The 16,366-nt window shown below is 67.3% G+C and carries 11 protein-coding genes; 6 read left to right on the plus strand and 5 right to left on the minus strand.

Features of this window, described 5'->3' with window-relative positions; genetic code table 11:
- Positions 1-33: 33 nt before the first annotated feature.
- Positions 34-1,722 (minus strand): class I adenylate-forming enzyme family protein, encoded by a 1,689-nt coding sequence (locus tag AC0CH8_RS12255; protein ID WP_465240128.1) that lies wholly within the window; start codon positions 1,720-1,722, stop codon positions 34-36.
- 65 nt (positions 1,723-1,787) lie between these two features.
- On the opposite strand from AC0CH8_RS12255, the gene lgt reads away from it, so the two are divergent.
- The 5 genes from lgt to AC0CH8_RS12280 all read left to right on the plus strand — a co-directional run bounded on the left by lgt (position 1,788) and on the right by AC0CH8_RS12280 (position 6,395).
- On the plus strand, positions 1,788-2,672 hold the full coding sequence (gene lgt, locus AC0CH8_RS12260) for a prolipoprotein diacylglyceryl transferase (RefSeq protein ID WP_465240129.1): 885 nt from the start codon (positions 1,788-1,790) through the stop codon (positions 2,670-2,672).
- Positions 2,673-2,750: 78 nt separating this feature from the next.
- On the plus strand, positions 2,751-3,722 hold the full coding sequence (locus AC0CH8_RS12265) for a class I SAM-dependent methyltransferase (protein ID WP_465240169.1): 972 nt from the start codon (positions 2,751-2,753) through the stop codon (positions 3,720-3,722).
- Between the two features lies 1 nt (position 3,723).
- A complete protein-coding gene (locus AC0CH8_RS12270) occupies positions 3,724-4,230 on the plus strand; it encodes an N-acetyltransferase family protein (RefSeq protein ID WP_465240130.1) in 507 nt (168 codons plus the stop codon).
- Between the two features lie 8 nt (positions 4,231-4,238).
- The gene (gene pgeF, locus AC0CH8_RS12275) at positions 4,239-4,997 is read left to right on the plus strand and encodes a peptidoglycan editing factor PgeF (RefSeq protein ID WP_465240131.1); all 759 of its coding nucleotides are present in this window, start codon (positions 4,239-4,241) and stop codon (positions 4,995-4,997) included.
- Between the two features lie 66 nt (positions 4,998-5,063).
- Positions 5,064-6,395: a cystathionine gamma-synthase family protein gene (locus AC0CH8_RS12280; RefSeq protein ID WP_465240132.1), complete on the plus strand. Its 1,332-nt coding sequence runs from the start codon at positions 5,064-5,066 to the stop codon at positions 6,393-6,395.
- A 44-nt stretch (positions 6,396-6,439) separates the two neighbouring features.
- Here the strand turns inward: AC0CH8_RS12280 and AC0CH8_RS12285 are convergent, their stop codons facing one another.
- The 3 genes from AC0CH8_RS12285 to AC0CH8_RS12295 all read right to left on the minus strand — a co-directional run bounded on the left by AC0CH8_RS12285 (position 6,440) and on the right by AC0CH8_RS12295 (position 11,801).
- Positions 6,440-7,858: a glycoside hydrolase family 125 protein gene (locus AC0CH8_RS12285; protein WP_465240133.1), complete on the minus strand. Its 1,419-nt coding sequence runs from the start codon at positions 7,856-7,858 to the stop codon at positions 6,440-6,442.
- A gap of 371 nt (positions 7,859-8,229) precedes the next feature.
- The gene (locus AC0CH8_RS12290) at positions 8,230-10,677 is read right to left on the minus strand and encodes a glycoside hydrolase family 3 protein (protein WP_465240134.1); all 2,448 of its coding nucleotides are present in this window, start codon (positions 10,675-10,677) and stop codon (positions 8,230-8,232) included.
- A gap of 98 nt (positions 10,678-10,775) precedes the next feature.
- Complete coding sequence (locus AC0CH8_RS12295; protein ID WP_465240135.1) at positions 10,776-11,801, minus strand: LacI family DNA-binding transcriptional regulator; 1,026 nt, start codon at positions 11,799-11,801, stop codon at positions 10,776-10,778.
- Between the two features lie 413 nt (positions 11,802-12,214).
- On the opposite strand from AC0CH8_RS12295, the gene AC0CH8_RS12300 reads away from it, so the two are divergent.
- The gene (locus AC0CH8_RS12300; protein ID WP_465240136.1) at positions 12,215-15,244 is read left to right on the plus strand and encodes a TonB-dependent receptor domain-containing protein; all 3,030 of its coding nucleotides are present in this window, start codon (positions 12,215-12,217) and stop codon (positions 15,242-15,244) included.
- Between the two features lie 63 nt (positions 15,245-15,307).
- Here the strand turns inward: AC0CH8_RS12300 and AC0CH8_RS12305 are convergent, their stop codons facing one another.
- On the minus strand, positions 15,308-16,330 hold the full coding sequence (locus AC0CH8_RS12305) for a cupin domain-containing protein (RefSeq protein WP_465240137.1): 1,023 nt from the start codon (positions 16,328-16,330) through the stop codon (positions 15,308-15,310).
- Between the last annotated feature and the right edge of the window lie 36 nt (positions 16,331-16,366).

Consider the following 16,366-nt stretch of genomic DNA (forward strand, 5'->3'; position numbering starts at 1 on the left):
CAACTTCACTCCTCCCCTGCAAGGGGATGAGTGTCACCCCGCCTCCGCCGCCGCGAGGGCGCGGTAGTGGGTTTTGAGGGTGACCTTGTCGATCTTCTCGGTACCCAGCCGCGGCAAGGGACCGGCGGCGTACCAGATGCGGGCGGGAATCTTGAACGCCGCGAGGTGCTCGGCGAGGAACTTCGTCAGATCGTCCGGCTCCAGCCCTTCGTCGGCATAGACGACCGCGGCGGGGACTTCGCCGAGACGCGCATCGGGGAGGCCGAACACCGCGGCCTCATGCACCGCGGGATGGGCGTAGAGCGCCGCCTCGACCTCCTGGCAGCTGATATTCTCACCACCGCGGATGATGATGTCCTTCTTGCGGTCGACGATGAACAGGTAACCGTCCTCGTCGAGGTAGCCGATGTCGCCCGACCGGAAGAACCCGTCCTGCGTATAGGCCGCCGCGGTCGCCGCCGGGTCGCGCCAATATTCGCGGAAATTGGCGATCGAGCGGATTCCGATCTCGCCGCGCTCGCCCTGTGCCAGATGATTGCCGGCATCGTCGAGAATCGCGAGTTCGACCAAAGGTGGCGAGGCACGACCGGCGGAGGCGGGCTTGGCGACATAGTTCGACCGCCAGTTGCCGGTACCGACGGCGTTGGTTTCGGTCAGGCCGAAGCCGATCAGCGGCGCGGGTCCGCCCAGTTCGTCGTCCATGCGGCGGACATGCTCCTCCGGGCGCGGCGCACCACCGGCGGCGAAGTCGGAGACGGTCGACAGGTCGTAGTCCGCACGGTCCGGGTGGTTGAGAATCTCGTAGCTCATCAGCGGCACGCCGACGAAATAGCTGACCTTCTCCTGCTGGATCAGTCGCATCGCTTCGGTCGCGTCCCAGCGCGGCATGATGACCAGCCGGCGGCCGATCGCGAAGCTCTGGAGGAAACAGGGGACTTCCCCCGTGACGTGGAACAGCGGCAGCGTCAGCAGCGTGACATGCTGCGCGGGCGGTGCCTTGCCGTCCTGCGTGGACAGGCCGAGCATGACGACGGCGGAGGCGAGGAAGTTGAAGGTCCCCTGCACCACCGCGCGGTGATCGGACAGCGCGCCCTTCGACCGGCCGGTCGAGCCGGAGGTGAACAGGATCGTCGCGGCGTCGTCCGGCAGCAGATCGGGCAACTCGCTCTCCGCACCCCCGAGCAGCGGCGCGATCGCCTGCGGCAGCGGCAGCGTGTCGTCGAGCACGACGACGGGCGTGGTCAGGCCCTGGATCGCGGCGAGGCGCTTGGCGCGCGGCGGATCGGCGAGGATCAGGGCGCAGTCGACGTCGCGGATCGCGACCGCCAGCTCGTCCGCCTGCCACCAGCCGTTGAGCAACGTCGCGACGCCGCCCGCCATGACGATACCCATGTAGCTGACGATCCACGACGGCGAGTTGCGCGCGGCGATGCCGACCCGGTCGCCCTTGGCGATGCCGCGCCCGGTCAGCGCCTTCGCGACGGATACCGCCGTCTGGAACACCTGCCCGAAGGTCAGCCGCTCCTCGCCCGCGACGATGAAACAGGCGTCGCGGTGCTGTTCGCAGAAATGCGCGAAATAGGCGGCGAGCGTGGGCGGGGCGGCGGCGATCACCGGCAATTGCGTGCCCCAGCGTTCGACCGAGGCCAGCGGCATCATGCCGCCTTCGCCCGTGATCGCCGCGAGCATGCCGTCCATCCGGCCATCCAGCTCCGTCCGCATCGCTCTCTCCACTTGGTCTTGTCGTTTCCGACCTTTATGCAGGCCCGATCCAAGAGGGGGAAGCCTTGATCCTGCCCATTCTCGCCGCGACCGTCGGCGATCATATCCGTTTCGAATCGTTGGGGCTTCACCCCGATGTCTTCTCGATCGGGTTCTTCACGCTGCGCTGGTACAGCCTGGCCTATATCGCCGGCATCCTGATCGGGTGGTGGTACCTGCTGAAGCTGCTCGCGCAGCCCGGCGCACCGATGGCGCGGCGGCATGCCGACGATCTCGTCTTCTACGCGACGCTGGGCATCATCCTGGGCGGGCGGATCGGCTACGTGATCTTCTACGCGCCGGAAATGTTCCTGCATCCGCTGCGCATCGTGCGGTTGTGGGATGGCGGCATGTCATTCCACGGCGGCGTGCTGGGCACGTCGCTGGGGATCATCCTGTTCGCGCGCAAGCACAAGCTCGACTGGCTGCGCATCCACGATTACGTCGCGTGCGTGGTGCCGTTCGGACTGTTCTTCGGGCGGCTGGCGAACTTCGTGAACGGCGAATTGTGGGGCAAGCCCGCCGACGTGCCTTGGGCGATCATCTTCCCGCACACCGTCCCCTATCCGATGCTCGACCCGGCCCGGCACCCGAGCCAGTTGTACGAGGCCGCGCTGGAGGGCGTGCTGCTGTTCGCGCTGCTCGCCTATGCGTTCTGGCGGACCAGGGCGCGCTATTATCCGGGGCGGCTCGTGGGGCTGTTCCTGGTCGGATACGGCATCGCGCGGTTCACGGTGGAGTTCTTCCGCGAGCCCGACCGGCAACTGGTCGCGTTCGCGGAGGCGACCGGCCTGCACATGGGTCAGTGGCTGTGCGTGCCGATGATCGCGGGCGGCGTGTATCTGGTCATGACATCGACGAAGCGGCGGACGCGGGTCGAGCCGATCGCCGGCGTCGAGAGCGTGGCCTGACGCGTGAGCGAGGACGCCCTGCCCGAACGGCTGGCGCGCGCGATCGCGCTGGCGGGACCGATCCCGGTGTCGCAGTACATGGCCGCCGCCAACGGGCATTATTACGCGACACGCGACCCGCTCGGCACGGACGGCGATTTCGTCACCGCGCCCGAAATCAGCCAGATGTTCGGCGAACTGGTCGGGCTGTGGGGCGCGGACCTGTGGGACCGCGCCGATCGGCCGGACGTGGCGTGGGTCGAGCTGGGGCCGGGGCGCGGCACGCTGGCGGTGGATGCGACGCGGGCGATGGCGCGGGCCGGACTGACGCCGGACGTGCATCTGGTCGAGACCAGTCCGGTGTTGCGGGCGATGCAGGCGGAGCGGCTGCCGAACGCGACCTGGCATGACGCGGTCGAGACACTGCCGACCGACCGGCCGCTGATCGTCGTCGCCAACGAGTTCTTCGACGCGCTGCCGATCCGACAACTGGTCAAGGGACCCGACGCATGGCGCGAGCGGCTGGTCGCGTGCCAGGATATCCTGTTCCTGCCGATCGCGGGCAAGCCGGTGCCGGACGCCGTGATCCCCGAACCGCTGCGCGCGTCGCCGACGGGGTCGGTGCTTGAGGTGTCGCCCGCAGGCGTAGCGATCATCCGCACCTTGGCGGCGCGGATCGCCAAGCAGGGCGGTGCGCTGCTGGTCGTCGATTACGGGCACGAAGGGCCGGTGCTGGGCGAGACGCTGCAGGCGGTGAAGCGGCACGGCTTCGCCAATCCGTACGAGCATCCCGGCGAACACGACCTGACGGCGCATGTCGACTTCACGACGCTGGCCGCCGCCGCGCAGGCGTCGGGTGCGGTCGCATGGGGACCCGTCGAGCAGGCCGAGTGGCTGGTGACGCTGGGTATCGACCCGCGCGCCGCCGCCCTCGCCCGCGCAACACCCGATCAGGCGGAGCGGATCGCGGCGGACCGGATGCGGCTGGTTGGCGAGATGGGGCGGCTGTTCAAGGTGCTGGCGGTGACCGCGACGGACTGGCCGGTGCCGGCGGCGTTCGACAGAGGATGACATGATCGAATATCGCGATGCCGTGACCGGCGATGCGGCGGCGCTGTCGGTGCTGAGCCGGCAGAGCTTCACCGAAACGTTCGGCCATCTGTACCGTCCGGAAGATCTGGCCGCGTTCCTCGACACGCTGTCGGAACAGGCCTGGGCAGCACAATTGGGCGATCCCGGTTTCCGCATCCGCATCGCCGAGGACGACGGCGTCGCCGCCGGCTTCGCCAAGCTGGGACCACCGGCGCTGCCGGTGGAGCGACGCGGACCATCGGCGGAGTTGCGGCAGCTGTATGTGTTGGGGGCGTGGCACGGCACCGGCGTCGCCGCGACGCTGATGGACTGGGCGATCGAGACCTCGCGCGCGGAGGGTGCGCAGGACCTGTACCTGTCGGTGTTCATCGAGAATCACCGGGCGCGACGCTTCTACGAGAAGCGCGGGTTCGAGCGGGTCGGGACCTATACATTCATGGTCGGCGAGCAGGCGGACGAGGACGATCTGATGCGGCTGGCCCTGTGAACGACCGCATGACGGATGTGGACGTGATCCGGGCGCGGTCACTGCACGGCGTGGCGCACGGGTTCCTCGGGCGGCGCGGCGGCGTGTCGGCGGGTATCCACGGCGGGCTGAACGTCGGGCTGGGGTCGGTGGACGATCCGGCAGCGGTGGCGGAGAATCGCGCGCGCGCCGTCGCCGCGGTGTTGCCGGGCGCGGCGCTGACCACCTGTTACCAGATCCACTCCGCCGACGCGGTCACCGTCACCGCGCCGCTCGGCGATATCCGGCCGCATGCGGATGCGCTGGTGACGAACCGGCCGGGGCTGCTGCTCGGCATCCTGACCGCGGACTGCGCACCGGTGCTGCTCGCCGACATCGAGGCTGGCGTCGTCGGGGCGGCGCATGCGGGATGGAAGGGCGCGATCGGCGGGGTCACCGACGCGACGATCGCCGCGATGCGCGCGCTGGGCGCGCAGCCGGAGCGGATCGTCGCGGCGATCGGCCCGTGCATCGCCCGGCGCAGCTACGAGGTGGACGACGCGTTCCTGACGCGCTTCGCCGCCGCCGACCGGGCGAACGAGCGGTTCTTTTCGGAGGCGCGGCCGGGGCATCATCGCTTCGATCTGGAGGCGTATGTCGCGCATCGGCTGGCGCAGGCGGGGGTGACGCGGGTCGAGGCGCTGGGGCTGGACACCTATGCCGACGAGGCGCGCTTCTTCTCCTATCGGCGCGCGACCCACCGCGGCGAGCCCTCCTATGGGCGGCAGATCGCCCTTATCGGTTTGTAATTCGGGTTGAACTAGTTTCCCACGATACGGGTTGGCTGATAGCATCCTTCGCAAAGGAGACGGATCATGCCGAACACCCCTACCCCGCCCTCGACCCCTACCGAAGCCGACCTGACCGGCGTCGAAGCGCGGATCAGCCCCAAGGCCGAGGTCGAGGCGATCGGCGGCCGCAAGCTGAAGCCGTCGACGCTGATGATGGGGCATGGCTATGACCCGGCGCTGTCCGAAGGCGCGCTGAAGCCGCCGATCTTCCTGACCTCCACCTTCGTCTTCCCCAACGCCGCCGCCGGCAAGCGTCATTTCGAGGGCGTGACCGGCAAGCGGCCGGGCGGTGCCGAGGGGCTGGTCTATTCGCGCTTCAACGGCCCCAACCAGGAGATCCTGGAGGATCGGCTGGGCGTTTGGGAGGAGGCGGAGGACGCGCTGGCGTTTTCCAGCGGCATGTCCGCGATCGCGACGCTGTTTCTGGCCATGACCAAGCCGGGCGACACGATCGTCCATTCCGGGCCACTGTACGCCGCGACCGAGACGCTGATCGGCCGCATCCTCGGCAAGTTCGGGGTCAAGTGGCTCGACTTCCCGGCGGGCGCGACGCGCGAGGAGATCGACCGCGTGCTGGAGGAGGCCGCGACTGGCAACGTCGCGCTGATCTATCTCGAAAGCCCTGCGAACCCGACCAACGCGCTGGTCGACGTGCAGGCGGTGGCCGCCAGCCGCGACGCGATCTTCGCCGACAAGGCAGAGAAGCCGCCGATCGCGATCGATAATACCTTTCTCGGGCCGCTGTGGCATCAGCCGCTGAAGCACGGCGCGGACATCGTGGTGTATTCGCTCACCAAATACGCCGGCGGCCACAGCGATCTGGTCGCAGGCGGCGTGCTGGGCAAGAAGGAGCAGATCAACACGATCCGCGCGATGCGCAACACGATCGGCACGATCTGCGACCCGAACACCGCCTGGATGCTGCTGCGGTCGCTGGAGACGCTGGAACTGCGGATGAGCCGCGCGGGCGAGAACGCGGCCAAGGTCTGCGCCTTCCTGCGCCAGCATCCGAAGGTCGACAGCATGAGCTATCTCGGCTTCATCGAGGATGCGCGGCAGAAGGATATCTTCGACCGGCATTGCTCGGGTGCGGGATCGACCTTCTCGTTGCTGGTGAAGGGCGGCGAGGCGGAGGCGTTCCGGTTCCTCGACGCGCTCCGGATCGCGAAGCTCGCGGTGTCGCTGGGCGGGACCGAGACGCTGGCAAGCCACCCGGCGGCGATGACGCACCTGTCGGTGCCGGATGCGCGCAAGCAGGCGCTGGGGATCACCGACAACCTCGTCCGGATATCGATCGGCGTCGAGGACGCGGACGATCTGATCGCCGACTTCGATCAGGCGCTGGCGGCGATCTGATCTGCGCGTCTCCCTTCCCTCAAGGGGGGAGGGAGGCGTACGCGTCACCCCAACAACTGCGGTCGTGTCGTCGCAAGATGCACGATCAACTGCCCGAACAGCCCGTTCGCCCAGGCGAACCAGCTGCGCGTGAAGGTCTTCGGATCGTCCTGATCGAACGATTCGTGCATGAAGCCCGTACCGCCATGCGTCGCCTTCAGCATCGCCAGGCATCGCCGGATCGTCGCATCGTCGGTGGCGGAAAAAGCGCGCATGATGATCGACATCGGCCAGATCTGCCCCTCGCCGACATGCGGCCCGCCGATCCCCTCTGCCGCCTTGCCGCGGAAGAACCACGGGTTCGCATCGCTCCACGCTGCCGCTGCGGTCGCGCGCCACAGCGGGTCATCGGCGCGGACGCAGCCGAGGAACGCCAGCCCGGACAGCGACGGCACGTTGGCGTCGTCCATGAATGCCGCGTTTCCGAACCCGTCGACCTCGTACGCCCACACCCTGCGCCCGTCGCGCAGCGTCATCGTGCCGTATTCGCGCAGCGCCCGCTCGACCTCGTCCGCCAACGCGCTCGCGTCCGCCGCCAGCCCAGCATCCTGCCGCGCTCCCTGCGCCACCACCGCCAGTTCGCGCAGCGTCGTCACCGCGAACACATTGGACGGGATCAGGAACGGATAGGTGCAGGCGTCGTCGGACGGGCGGAAGCCGGAATGGATCAGCCCGACCTTGCGGGTCGGCGCGCCGTACCCGGCCTGTAGCGTCTCGCTCGGCTGCGGCGCACTGCGCTGGAACCGGTATGGCCCCGGTCCGTCCTTGCGCTGCTGCTCGCGAAACGTACGGACGATCGCCCGCGCGCTCTGTGCCCAGGTCGCGTCGAAGGGTCGCGGATCGCGCGTCGTCGACCAGTAATCATGCGCCAGCCGCATCGCATAGCAGAGCGAGTCGACCTCCCATTTGCGCTCGCCGACGCCCGGCTTCATGTCGGTCCGGTCCGACTGCGACCATTCCAGATCGCTCTTCGCGGTCGGATCTTCCATGAACGCGTTGGCATAGGGATCGATCAGGATCGACCGCGCCTGCCGTGCGATCAGGCCGCGGAACAGCTCCTTTAGCTTCGGGTCGGTTTTGACGAGGTGCAGATAGGGCCGCACCTGCGCTGCGGAATCGCGCAGCCACAGGCACGGGATGTCACCGGTGATGACGAACGCGTCGGGCTTGCCGTCGACGACGCCCATCTTCACCGTCGTGTCGAGCGTGTTCGGATAGCAATTCTCGAACATCCAGCGCAGCTCGGGATCGCCGATGCGCCGGCCGACGCGCACGATCTCCCGCTCCACCGCCGGGCTGACGAAGCGGCGGTCCTGCGCTGCCGGGCGCTGGCTCGCCAGAGCCGCGTCGGCCGCCCAGCCCACACGCGGCATCGCGGCCAGCAGCCCGCCCGTCGCCATCACCGCCCGCCGCGTCATCGTCATCGTTACCGCCCTTCGATTGCGAAAGGCTCCATCACCCTTCGCGCCCGAAAAGCCCAGCGTGGGATGCGACGCTTCGCTCATTGCAAGCGCAACACTCGTCCTTTCATTCAGGCGATCTTTGCAAAGTAGCTCCGCAGCCTCTCAGGATACCACCACCCCGGCGAAGGCCGGGGTCCAGTTGGGCTAACGATCTCAGTCTATTACCGCCAACGACCCAACTGGACCCCGGCCTTCGCCGGGGTGGTAGAAGAAGTGTTGCATCGATCCTCTCCAAGAGGCCTGAAGGCGGCGCCCTAAGCATGCCGTGCAACGAGCCTCCCCGCCCCAACCTGCTTTCCAAGGGATAGGAGCGAGTTATCCCCCAGCCTACCTCACGAACACGGCAGCACCCGGTCCGCGCTCGTCCCCAGCGCGACCCGCGCCAGCGAGAAGGTCATGCGCCCCGTCGTCCGGATCACAAACGGCCGCGTTACGTCGGTCATCGTGCCGAAGCACTTCAACGGAACACCCACCGTCAGCCATTTGCCCACCGGCAGCGTCTTCGGCAGCGCCGCTCCGCCCTTGCACCCGCCGCCGCAGTCGGCGACGATCCGCGCGTCGGCGGCGGGGGCGGTGTCGAAGCGGATCGTCGCGACCGTCATCACATCGCCGTTCGCCTCCCGCGTCAGGTCGCGCGAGCCGGCCGGGCTCAGCGACACTTCCGTCACGCCACCACCGCGCAGCGCGAACTCGCGGCCACCCTCCTGCACGCGCGCATCGACGGCGCGCACCGTGACGCGTCCGCCAAGCGCCGCCAGCGGCACGCTCGTCACCCGCGTCTGGTCGGCAGCACCGTCGCTGACGTGCAGCGACCAGGCCGCGGACGGGACACCGTCGGCGAAGAACACGCCGCCGTCGTCGACCGCCGCTACCCCGGAGTCCTCGGACACCGGCGTCCACGCGCCCGCTCGCTCACGCCCGGTCAGGCCATAGCCGAGCGGGTACAGAACCGGGCCGTCCGCCTTTGCCGACATCGGCCACGGCATCGACAGCCGGCCGGTGAATCCCGCAGAAGACGAGAACAGTCGATCCGCCACGCCCGCGCCCTCGCTGCCCGGCAACCATGCGACGACGAACGCGTCGGCGGTGTTCAGCTCCTCGCCGGTGAACAGCGGTCGGCCGGTCAGCATCACCGCGACCACAGGAATGCCCTGCGCCTTCAGCCGCTTCATCGTCGCGAGGGGTCCGACCTGATCGCTGCGCAATTGCAGCGTCTTCAGGTCGCCCTGAAACTCCGCATAGGGCGTTTCGCCGAATACGACGATCGCGGCATCGGGCCTGGTGGTGAACTTGCCGTCCGGCGCGAGCTGGGCCTTGCCGCCCGCCTTCTTCACCGCGGCATCGATGCCGCCCCAGATCGACGTCGCACCGGGGAAGTTGGCGTTGGTCAGGCCGGTGCCCTGCCATGTCAGCGTCCACCCGCCCGACTGGCGCGCGATGTCGTCCGCACCGTCGCCCGCGACCAGGATGCTGGCGCCCGGCTTCAGCGGCAATACGCCCTGGTTCTTCAGCAGCACCAGCGACTTGCCGACCGCTTCGCGTGCGATCGCGCGATGCTCCGGCGCGCCGAGCAGCTTATACTGTCCCGACAGTGGCCGCGACGATGGTTTGCCCGCCTCGAACAGCCCCAGCCGCATCTTCACGCGCAAGATGCGCGCGACCGCATCGTCCAGCCGCGCGGCGGGAACGACGCCCGACTTCGCCTGCGCGAGCAGCGAATTGTACAGCGGCTTCCAGCTGTCCGGCGCCATGTACATGTCGACGCCGGCGAGCAGTGCCTGCGGACAACTGGCGTTGGTGCAGCCGGCGACCTGCCCGTGCGCGTTCCAGTCGGTGACGACGAAGCCGCCGAAGCCCATCCGGCCTTTCAGCACGTCGGTGACCAAGCCCTTGTTCCCGGCCATCTTCACGCCCTGCCAGCTCGAGAAGCTGGTCATGACCGTGCCCACGCCGGCGCGGATTACCGGGCCGTAGGGGGCACCGTGGATGTCGCGGAGCTGCGCCTCGGTGATCTTCGCATCGCCCTGATCGCGGCCCTCGAACGTGCCGCCGTCCGCCAGGAAATGCTTGGTGCTGGCGAGCACGTACGGCCCCTTGAGCATCGGCTTGCCGTTCACCGGCCCCTGCAATCCCAGCACCATGCGATCGGCATAGCGCGCGACCAGCGCGGGGTCGGACGAGTAACCCTCATAGGTGCGACCCCAGCGTGCGTCCTGCGGCACGGTGATCGTCGGCGCGAAGGTCCACTCCTGCCCGGTGACACGGATTTCCGCCGCGGTCGCCGCCCCGATGCGCTGGATCAGGTCCGGATCGTTCGCCGCGCCCAGCCCGACATTGTGCGGGAACAGCGTCGCGCCGACGATGTTGCTGTGCCCGTGCACCGCATCCGTGCCCCAGATCAGCGGGATGCCGACGCCACCGCCGCTTCGATCCGTCGACGCGGCGTAGAACGCGTCCGCCAGTTCCAGCCACTTCGGTGCCGGTGCCAGATCGTCGCCATACGGTCCGGAATTGCCGCCGTTGAGCACAGACCCCAGATGATATCGCTTCACGTCCTCGGGCCTGACGCTGGCGATGTCGGCCTGGATCACCTGCCCGACCTTCTCTTCGACCGTCATCCGGGCGAGCAGGTCGGCGATGCGACGTTCCGCCGCGGCATCGGTACGCACCGGCCAAGCGATCCTGGGCCACGCCTCCGGGTGGACGATGCCGGTCTGCGCCGCCACCGGTGCCGGCCACCCGATCGCGGTCGCGCACGCCAGCATTGCAACGATAGGCAACGCGCCTGACCTCATCATCCCCTCCTGTAGCTCTATGGCTCGCGAACGATCCAGCACACCTGTGTCAACGTTGTCAACGTCGGACAGACCGACGAGCTTCAGGAGCGTGGCGGTGCGGCGGTCGATGCCCGGATCAGCAGGTCGTGGGGATGATCGTGCCGCTGCAGGGGCGGGCGGTCTTCCAGCTGGGCGATGACCATATCTGTCGCTTCCCGTGCCATTTCGAAGACCGGCTGGCGAACGGTGGTGAGCGGGGGCCAGCATATCCGGGAGATTTCGGAATCGTCGAAGCCGACCAGCGTCAGGTCGTCGGGAACCGTCAGCCCCCGCTCGCGTGCCGCGAGCAGTGCTCCGACCGCCATGTCGTCGTTCTGCGCGAGAATGGCCGTTGGTGCTTCGGCCCGCGCCAGCAGGCGTTCGGCCGCGGCATGGCCACTCTCCCGCGTGAAATCGCCCTGCTCGACCAAATCGAGCCGCATCGGCAGTCCCGCTGCGTAGAATGCCTGACTATAGCCCATCGTCCGCGCCTCACTGGCAGCGTGCGACGCATGTCCCTTGATGATGCCGATCGTACGATGACCGAGCTCGATCACATGGGTCGCGATCTCTCGCGCCGCCGTGATGTCGTCGACGATATTGCTCGGTGCCAATTCGATCGCGCGCGACGGCCCGATGCGCGCACACGCGATCCCGGCAGACGCCAGATCGTTCAGGATGCGCAGATCGTCGGCAGCAGGCGGTGCGAGAACGACGCCGTCCAGCCCCGCCGATCGCAGCAATCCCGCGACCTCGCCGCTGCGTTCGATGATCGACGCGATCGGAAACACCACCAGGCGGTAGGGCGTGTCCGCCAGTCGGGTGAGCATGCCGCGCTGAAGTTCGACCACGTAACTCGCCGAAGGATTCTCATAGACGAGCCCGAGCAGCATCGACCGCTGCCGCACCAGGGCACGGGCGAGCATGTTGGGATGGTAATGCAGGCTCGCCGCCGCATCGCGGACACGCTGCTGAACCGCAGGACTGACATGCGGCTCTCCGTTCAGGACACGCGACACCGTCTTGGCGGACACTCCCGCGTGCCGGCCCACATCGATGATCGTTGCCCGTCGGCGCGCCTTTTCCAACACGTGTCCTCGTTAAATGCAGTGGCTGTCGACGATCGGCCGACGGCGGTCAGGGGATTATCACGGCGTGTCCTGCCATTGATAACGTACCACAACGGCGCGGGGCTACCGCAGGTGAATAGGAAGGCTGGGTCGAGAAGAGCGCCAAGCAGCGGTGCCGCATGGCCAAGTTGAACGATTGCTGCCTCACAATGACAGTTTGCGATCGTCACCGCAAATGTCCGACCAGACCGCGCCCGGCACGGGAATTACGAGCGGCAAAGTCCCGCGCCATTGCCGCCCATGAGGATGTTTGCCGTCGCCGGGCCTCCCTAGAAATCACAAAAATACGAGTGCGTTGACCGGGCGCTTCCGAAGGCATATCCATAAGCGAATCATATACGATACGATATGTGATCATAAAGGGGAGTGATATGCGAAAGGGACTGAACCACAGGATCATTGCGTCCGGTGCCGCTCTGGCATTGGCGTTGATGTGGAGCGAAGCCGCACTGGCGCAGGCCGGTGCCCCACAGGCGACCACGCCGCCCACACCGGCAGCGGACGAGCAGGCGGAGGAGGATCGCCCCGCCGTCGCGACTCCCGTCGTCAATCCGCAGGACACCGCGGACGGCGGCGGCGCCGACATCATCGTCACCGGCAGCGCCATCCGCGGCGTCGCGCCGATCGGCTCCAACCTCGTTTCGGTCGGGCTGGAAACGATCGAGAAGACGGCACCCGTCAACGCGTCGCAACTCGTCAACACCGTGCCCGCGATCTCGACCGCAGGCTCCGTGTCGCAGGGCGAGAACGGGTTCTCCTACTACGCACCGCAGATCCACAGCCTGGCAGGATCGTCCTCGAACACCACGCTGGTGATCGTCGACGGCTTGCGCCTGCCCGGCGGCGGCACCCAGTTCTCGCAGACCGATCCCAACATCATCCCGATCAGCGCGATCCAGCGTGTCGAGGTGCTCGCGGACGGCGCATCGTCGGTCTACGGATCGGACGCGGTCGCGGGCGTCGTCAACTTCATCACCCGCCGCACTTTCGACGGGCTGGAGGCGAACATCCAGACCAGCTTCGCGGACAATTACCGCGACTTCCAGAGCAACTTCATCTGGGGCAAGACATGGGAGACGGGCGGCGTCTACGTCGCCGGATCGTACAGCGACCAGTCGAAGCTGCTGAACCGGGATCGCGAATTCGCCAGCCGCGGCGATTACCGCGCGGTCGGCGGCAGCGTGAACCAGAGCTTCCAGTGCAGCCCGGCGACGATCATCGTCCCCGGCGTGTCGGGCGTATTCACCTCTCCCGGCGCCACCACCACGGTCGCCAACACGCCCAGCAACGCGCCGTGCAACAACTCCATCTACGCGACGCTGCTGCCCGCGCAGTTCCGCGCCAATTCGTTCGTGAAGGTCACCAACGACTTCGGCGACCGACTGACCGTGACCGCGACGATGAACTATAATCGTCAGGAGACACACGCCCCCAACGGACCCGGCGGGATCAGCAACGCCACCGTGTTCGGTCCGGGATCCGGCCGCGGCGGGCAGATCAATCCGTTCTTCGTCGCCCCCGCCGGTGCCCCGAACGCGACGCAGGAAAGCGTCAGCTTCCTGTTTCCCACCACCGACGGCAATTACGGCGAGACGGAGTCGCAGGCGGACTCGATCTACGCCACTGCCGTCGCCGGCTACAAGCTGACGGAGGACTGGACGATCACGTTCAGCGACGCGTTCGGCTGGAACCGGTCGGCACTGAACACCGTCAACGGCTTCTGCACCTCCTGCGCGCTGCTGGCGCTGAACGGCACCGCGCAGCTCAGCGGCAGCACGACGGCGACCAACATCGCCGGCCAGAACGTCATCGCGCTGAACCTGCCGCTGACCACCGCCAACGCGCTCGACGTGTGGAACGGCCTCGGCACCAATCGCACGCCGGATTCCGTGATCCGGCAGCTGTACCGGGCCAACAGCGAGAACACGAACTACAACACGTTCAATCAGGTGAAGCTGGACCTGCAAGGGTCGCTGTTCGACCTGCCCGGCGGCACGGTGAAGATCGCGGTCGGCGGCGAATATTACTGGCAGGAGCAGACGCAGAAGATCACCGGGTCGAACAACACCGGCCCGACCACCACCGGATCGAACTTCCGCGTCTACAACTACGATCGCGACACGAAGTCGGTATACGCGGAACTCTACATCCCGGTGATCTCGCCGGAGATGAACATCCCATTCGCCCACCGGATCGACGTCAGCATTTCCGGCCGGTACGACAGCTACAGCGACGTCGGCGACACCAGCAACCCGAAATTCGCGGCGAACTGGGAACCGTTCGAGGGGTTCAAGCTGCGCGGCAACTATTCGCGCTCGTTCGTGGCGCCGCCGATCGGCGTGATCGGCGATCCGACGCAGGGATACCTCTACGCGTCGGGCAGCGTCGGCGTGAACGGCACGCAGATTTCCGTGCCGATCGCCAACTACCCCGATGTCGCGCAGATCCCGGGGGTGCAGTGCGGCAGCACCACCTGCGTCATCGGCACCTCCGCCATTCAGGGTCTGCGGCGGCAGCTTGGCGGCGGCTTCACCAACGAAGTCCCGCAAAAGGGGCGGAGCTGGTCGGTCGGCGCGGATCTGTCGCCACGTTTCCTGCCGGGCTTCGTCGCGGCGGGTACGTTCTTCCACAACACCTTCATCGGTGGCGTGAGTTCGCCCAGCCCCAGCGCGATCGTCAATTCGGCGGGGCTACGGCCGCTGCTGACGATCTGCCCCACCACCTGCACCGCGGACCAGATCAATAGCTTCGCCAACATCGCAAACGGCGCGTCGATCTCCGGCGCGGTCCCGCCGCAGGTGTATTTCCTGATCGACCAGAGCTCGCGCAACGCCCTGAACCTCGTCGTGGAGGGGATCGACGGCCAGTTCAGCTATCGCACCCCGGCCACCGACATGGGCCGCTTCACGATCGGCAGCGCCTTCACCTACTTCACGAAGTTCAAGCAGAATTTCGGTGGCGGCACGACGTTCAGCATCCTCAACACGTCGGGCTACAACACCACCTTCCCCTCGGTGCAGTTCAAGAATCGTGCGCAACTGGGGTGGGAGTGGAGCGGCTTCTCCGCCGACCTGTTCTGGAACCACACCGGCGGTTATCGTAACTGGATCAGCACTTCGGTCGCGCCGATCACCGTCGATGCGGTGGGCAATCCCACCGGTGGCGGCGACAAGGTCAAGAACAACGACATCTTCGACATCCACCTGCAATATACGTTCGGTGGGGAGAACATGCTGCGCGGCTGGCAGCTGTTCGTCGACATGCAGAACATGTTCGACAAGGACCCGCCCTTCTACAACGGCAACACCAACGGCATTCTGGGCGGGGCATGGGGCTATAACGGCTTCGTGTCGAACCCGATCGGCCGGCTCACGACGCTGGGCCTGCGCATGAAGTTCTGAAGAGCCCCCTCTGCCGCCCCCGCGACCATCCGGTCGCGGGGGCGGTCTTTTTGTATCCGGCTGCTACTGACGTCCCCGCGATTCCAGGCTGTAGCCGTGCAGGCCCGAGGGATAGGGATTCACCGCCACGCGCGTGCCCATCTGCCCCTCCGGCCCGCCGAAGCTGGCGCGGTGCCAGCGGCCCTGCTTCGCCGTCAGCACGTCGCCCGGCGACGCCGCCTTGATCAGCGGCTCACCCTCGATCTGAAGATCGATATTGCCCTCCATCACGAACCAGAACTCGTCATAGCCGACGTGGAAATGACCAAGGTTGCTGGACGGTGGCGTCGGTGTCGCCTTGCCGCGAATGTTGTTCACGAACAGGTGCTGTGCCGCGATGAACGCGCCCGCCCGCGCGCCGCCGCCGACCACATCCTTGTAATAGTCGAGGAACGGGCGGTTCTGCGCGTCGTGCGTGCCCGGCCCGCCGGAGATCAGGCGACGCTCGTACTGGAAGCCGGCGACATCCTTCGGCTGGTTCGGCGTGGTGCCCACCGGATAGAGCGGCACGTCGCTGGCGGCATGCACCTCGAACCACAAAGCGGGTTCGTTACCCACCGTCTCCAGCGTGAACGGCACACGCAGCGGCACGTCGATCTCGAAACCCTTGGTGGCGACGAACGGCTCGACGCCGGCCATATTGACGCGCAACTGCCCGCTCCAGACGATGATCGCGGAGCGGTTGTCGGGATAGGCGAGCTCCGGCGTCCTGCCGCCCGCCGCCTGCTGGTGCCAGTCGGCGACGATATCCTTGTTGCGGATGATCGGCTGCGACCAGTTCGCCTTGCCCTTGTGCATCGCCACCACGTCCGCGAGCTTCCACCACGGCCGGTTCGGCGCGTCATAAGCGGCATAGGGCGTCTTCTTCGGCGTCCACATTTCCACCGGCGGCGGCGGCACGAAGCGGCCGGCCGGCGGCGGTCCAGACGATGCGCCGGGGCCGGGGGCACCGGGGGCTCCCGCCTGCGCCAGCAACGGTGCGGCACAGGCCATGCCCATCGCGAGCGCCGTCGCGCCCGCCAGCAGATAGGTTCGGTCGATCATCATATCCTCATCCTCCACGACGCTCGGACGGCGCCTATC

The organism is Sphingomonas sp. AC435 (genome assembly GCF_979253005.1).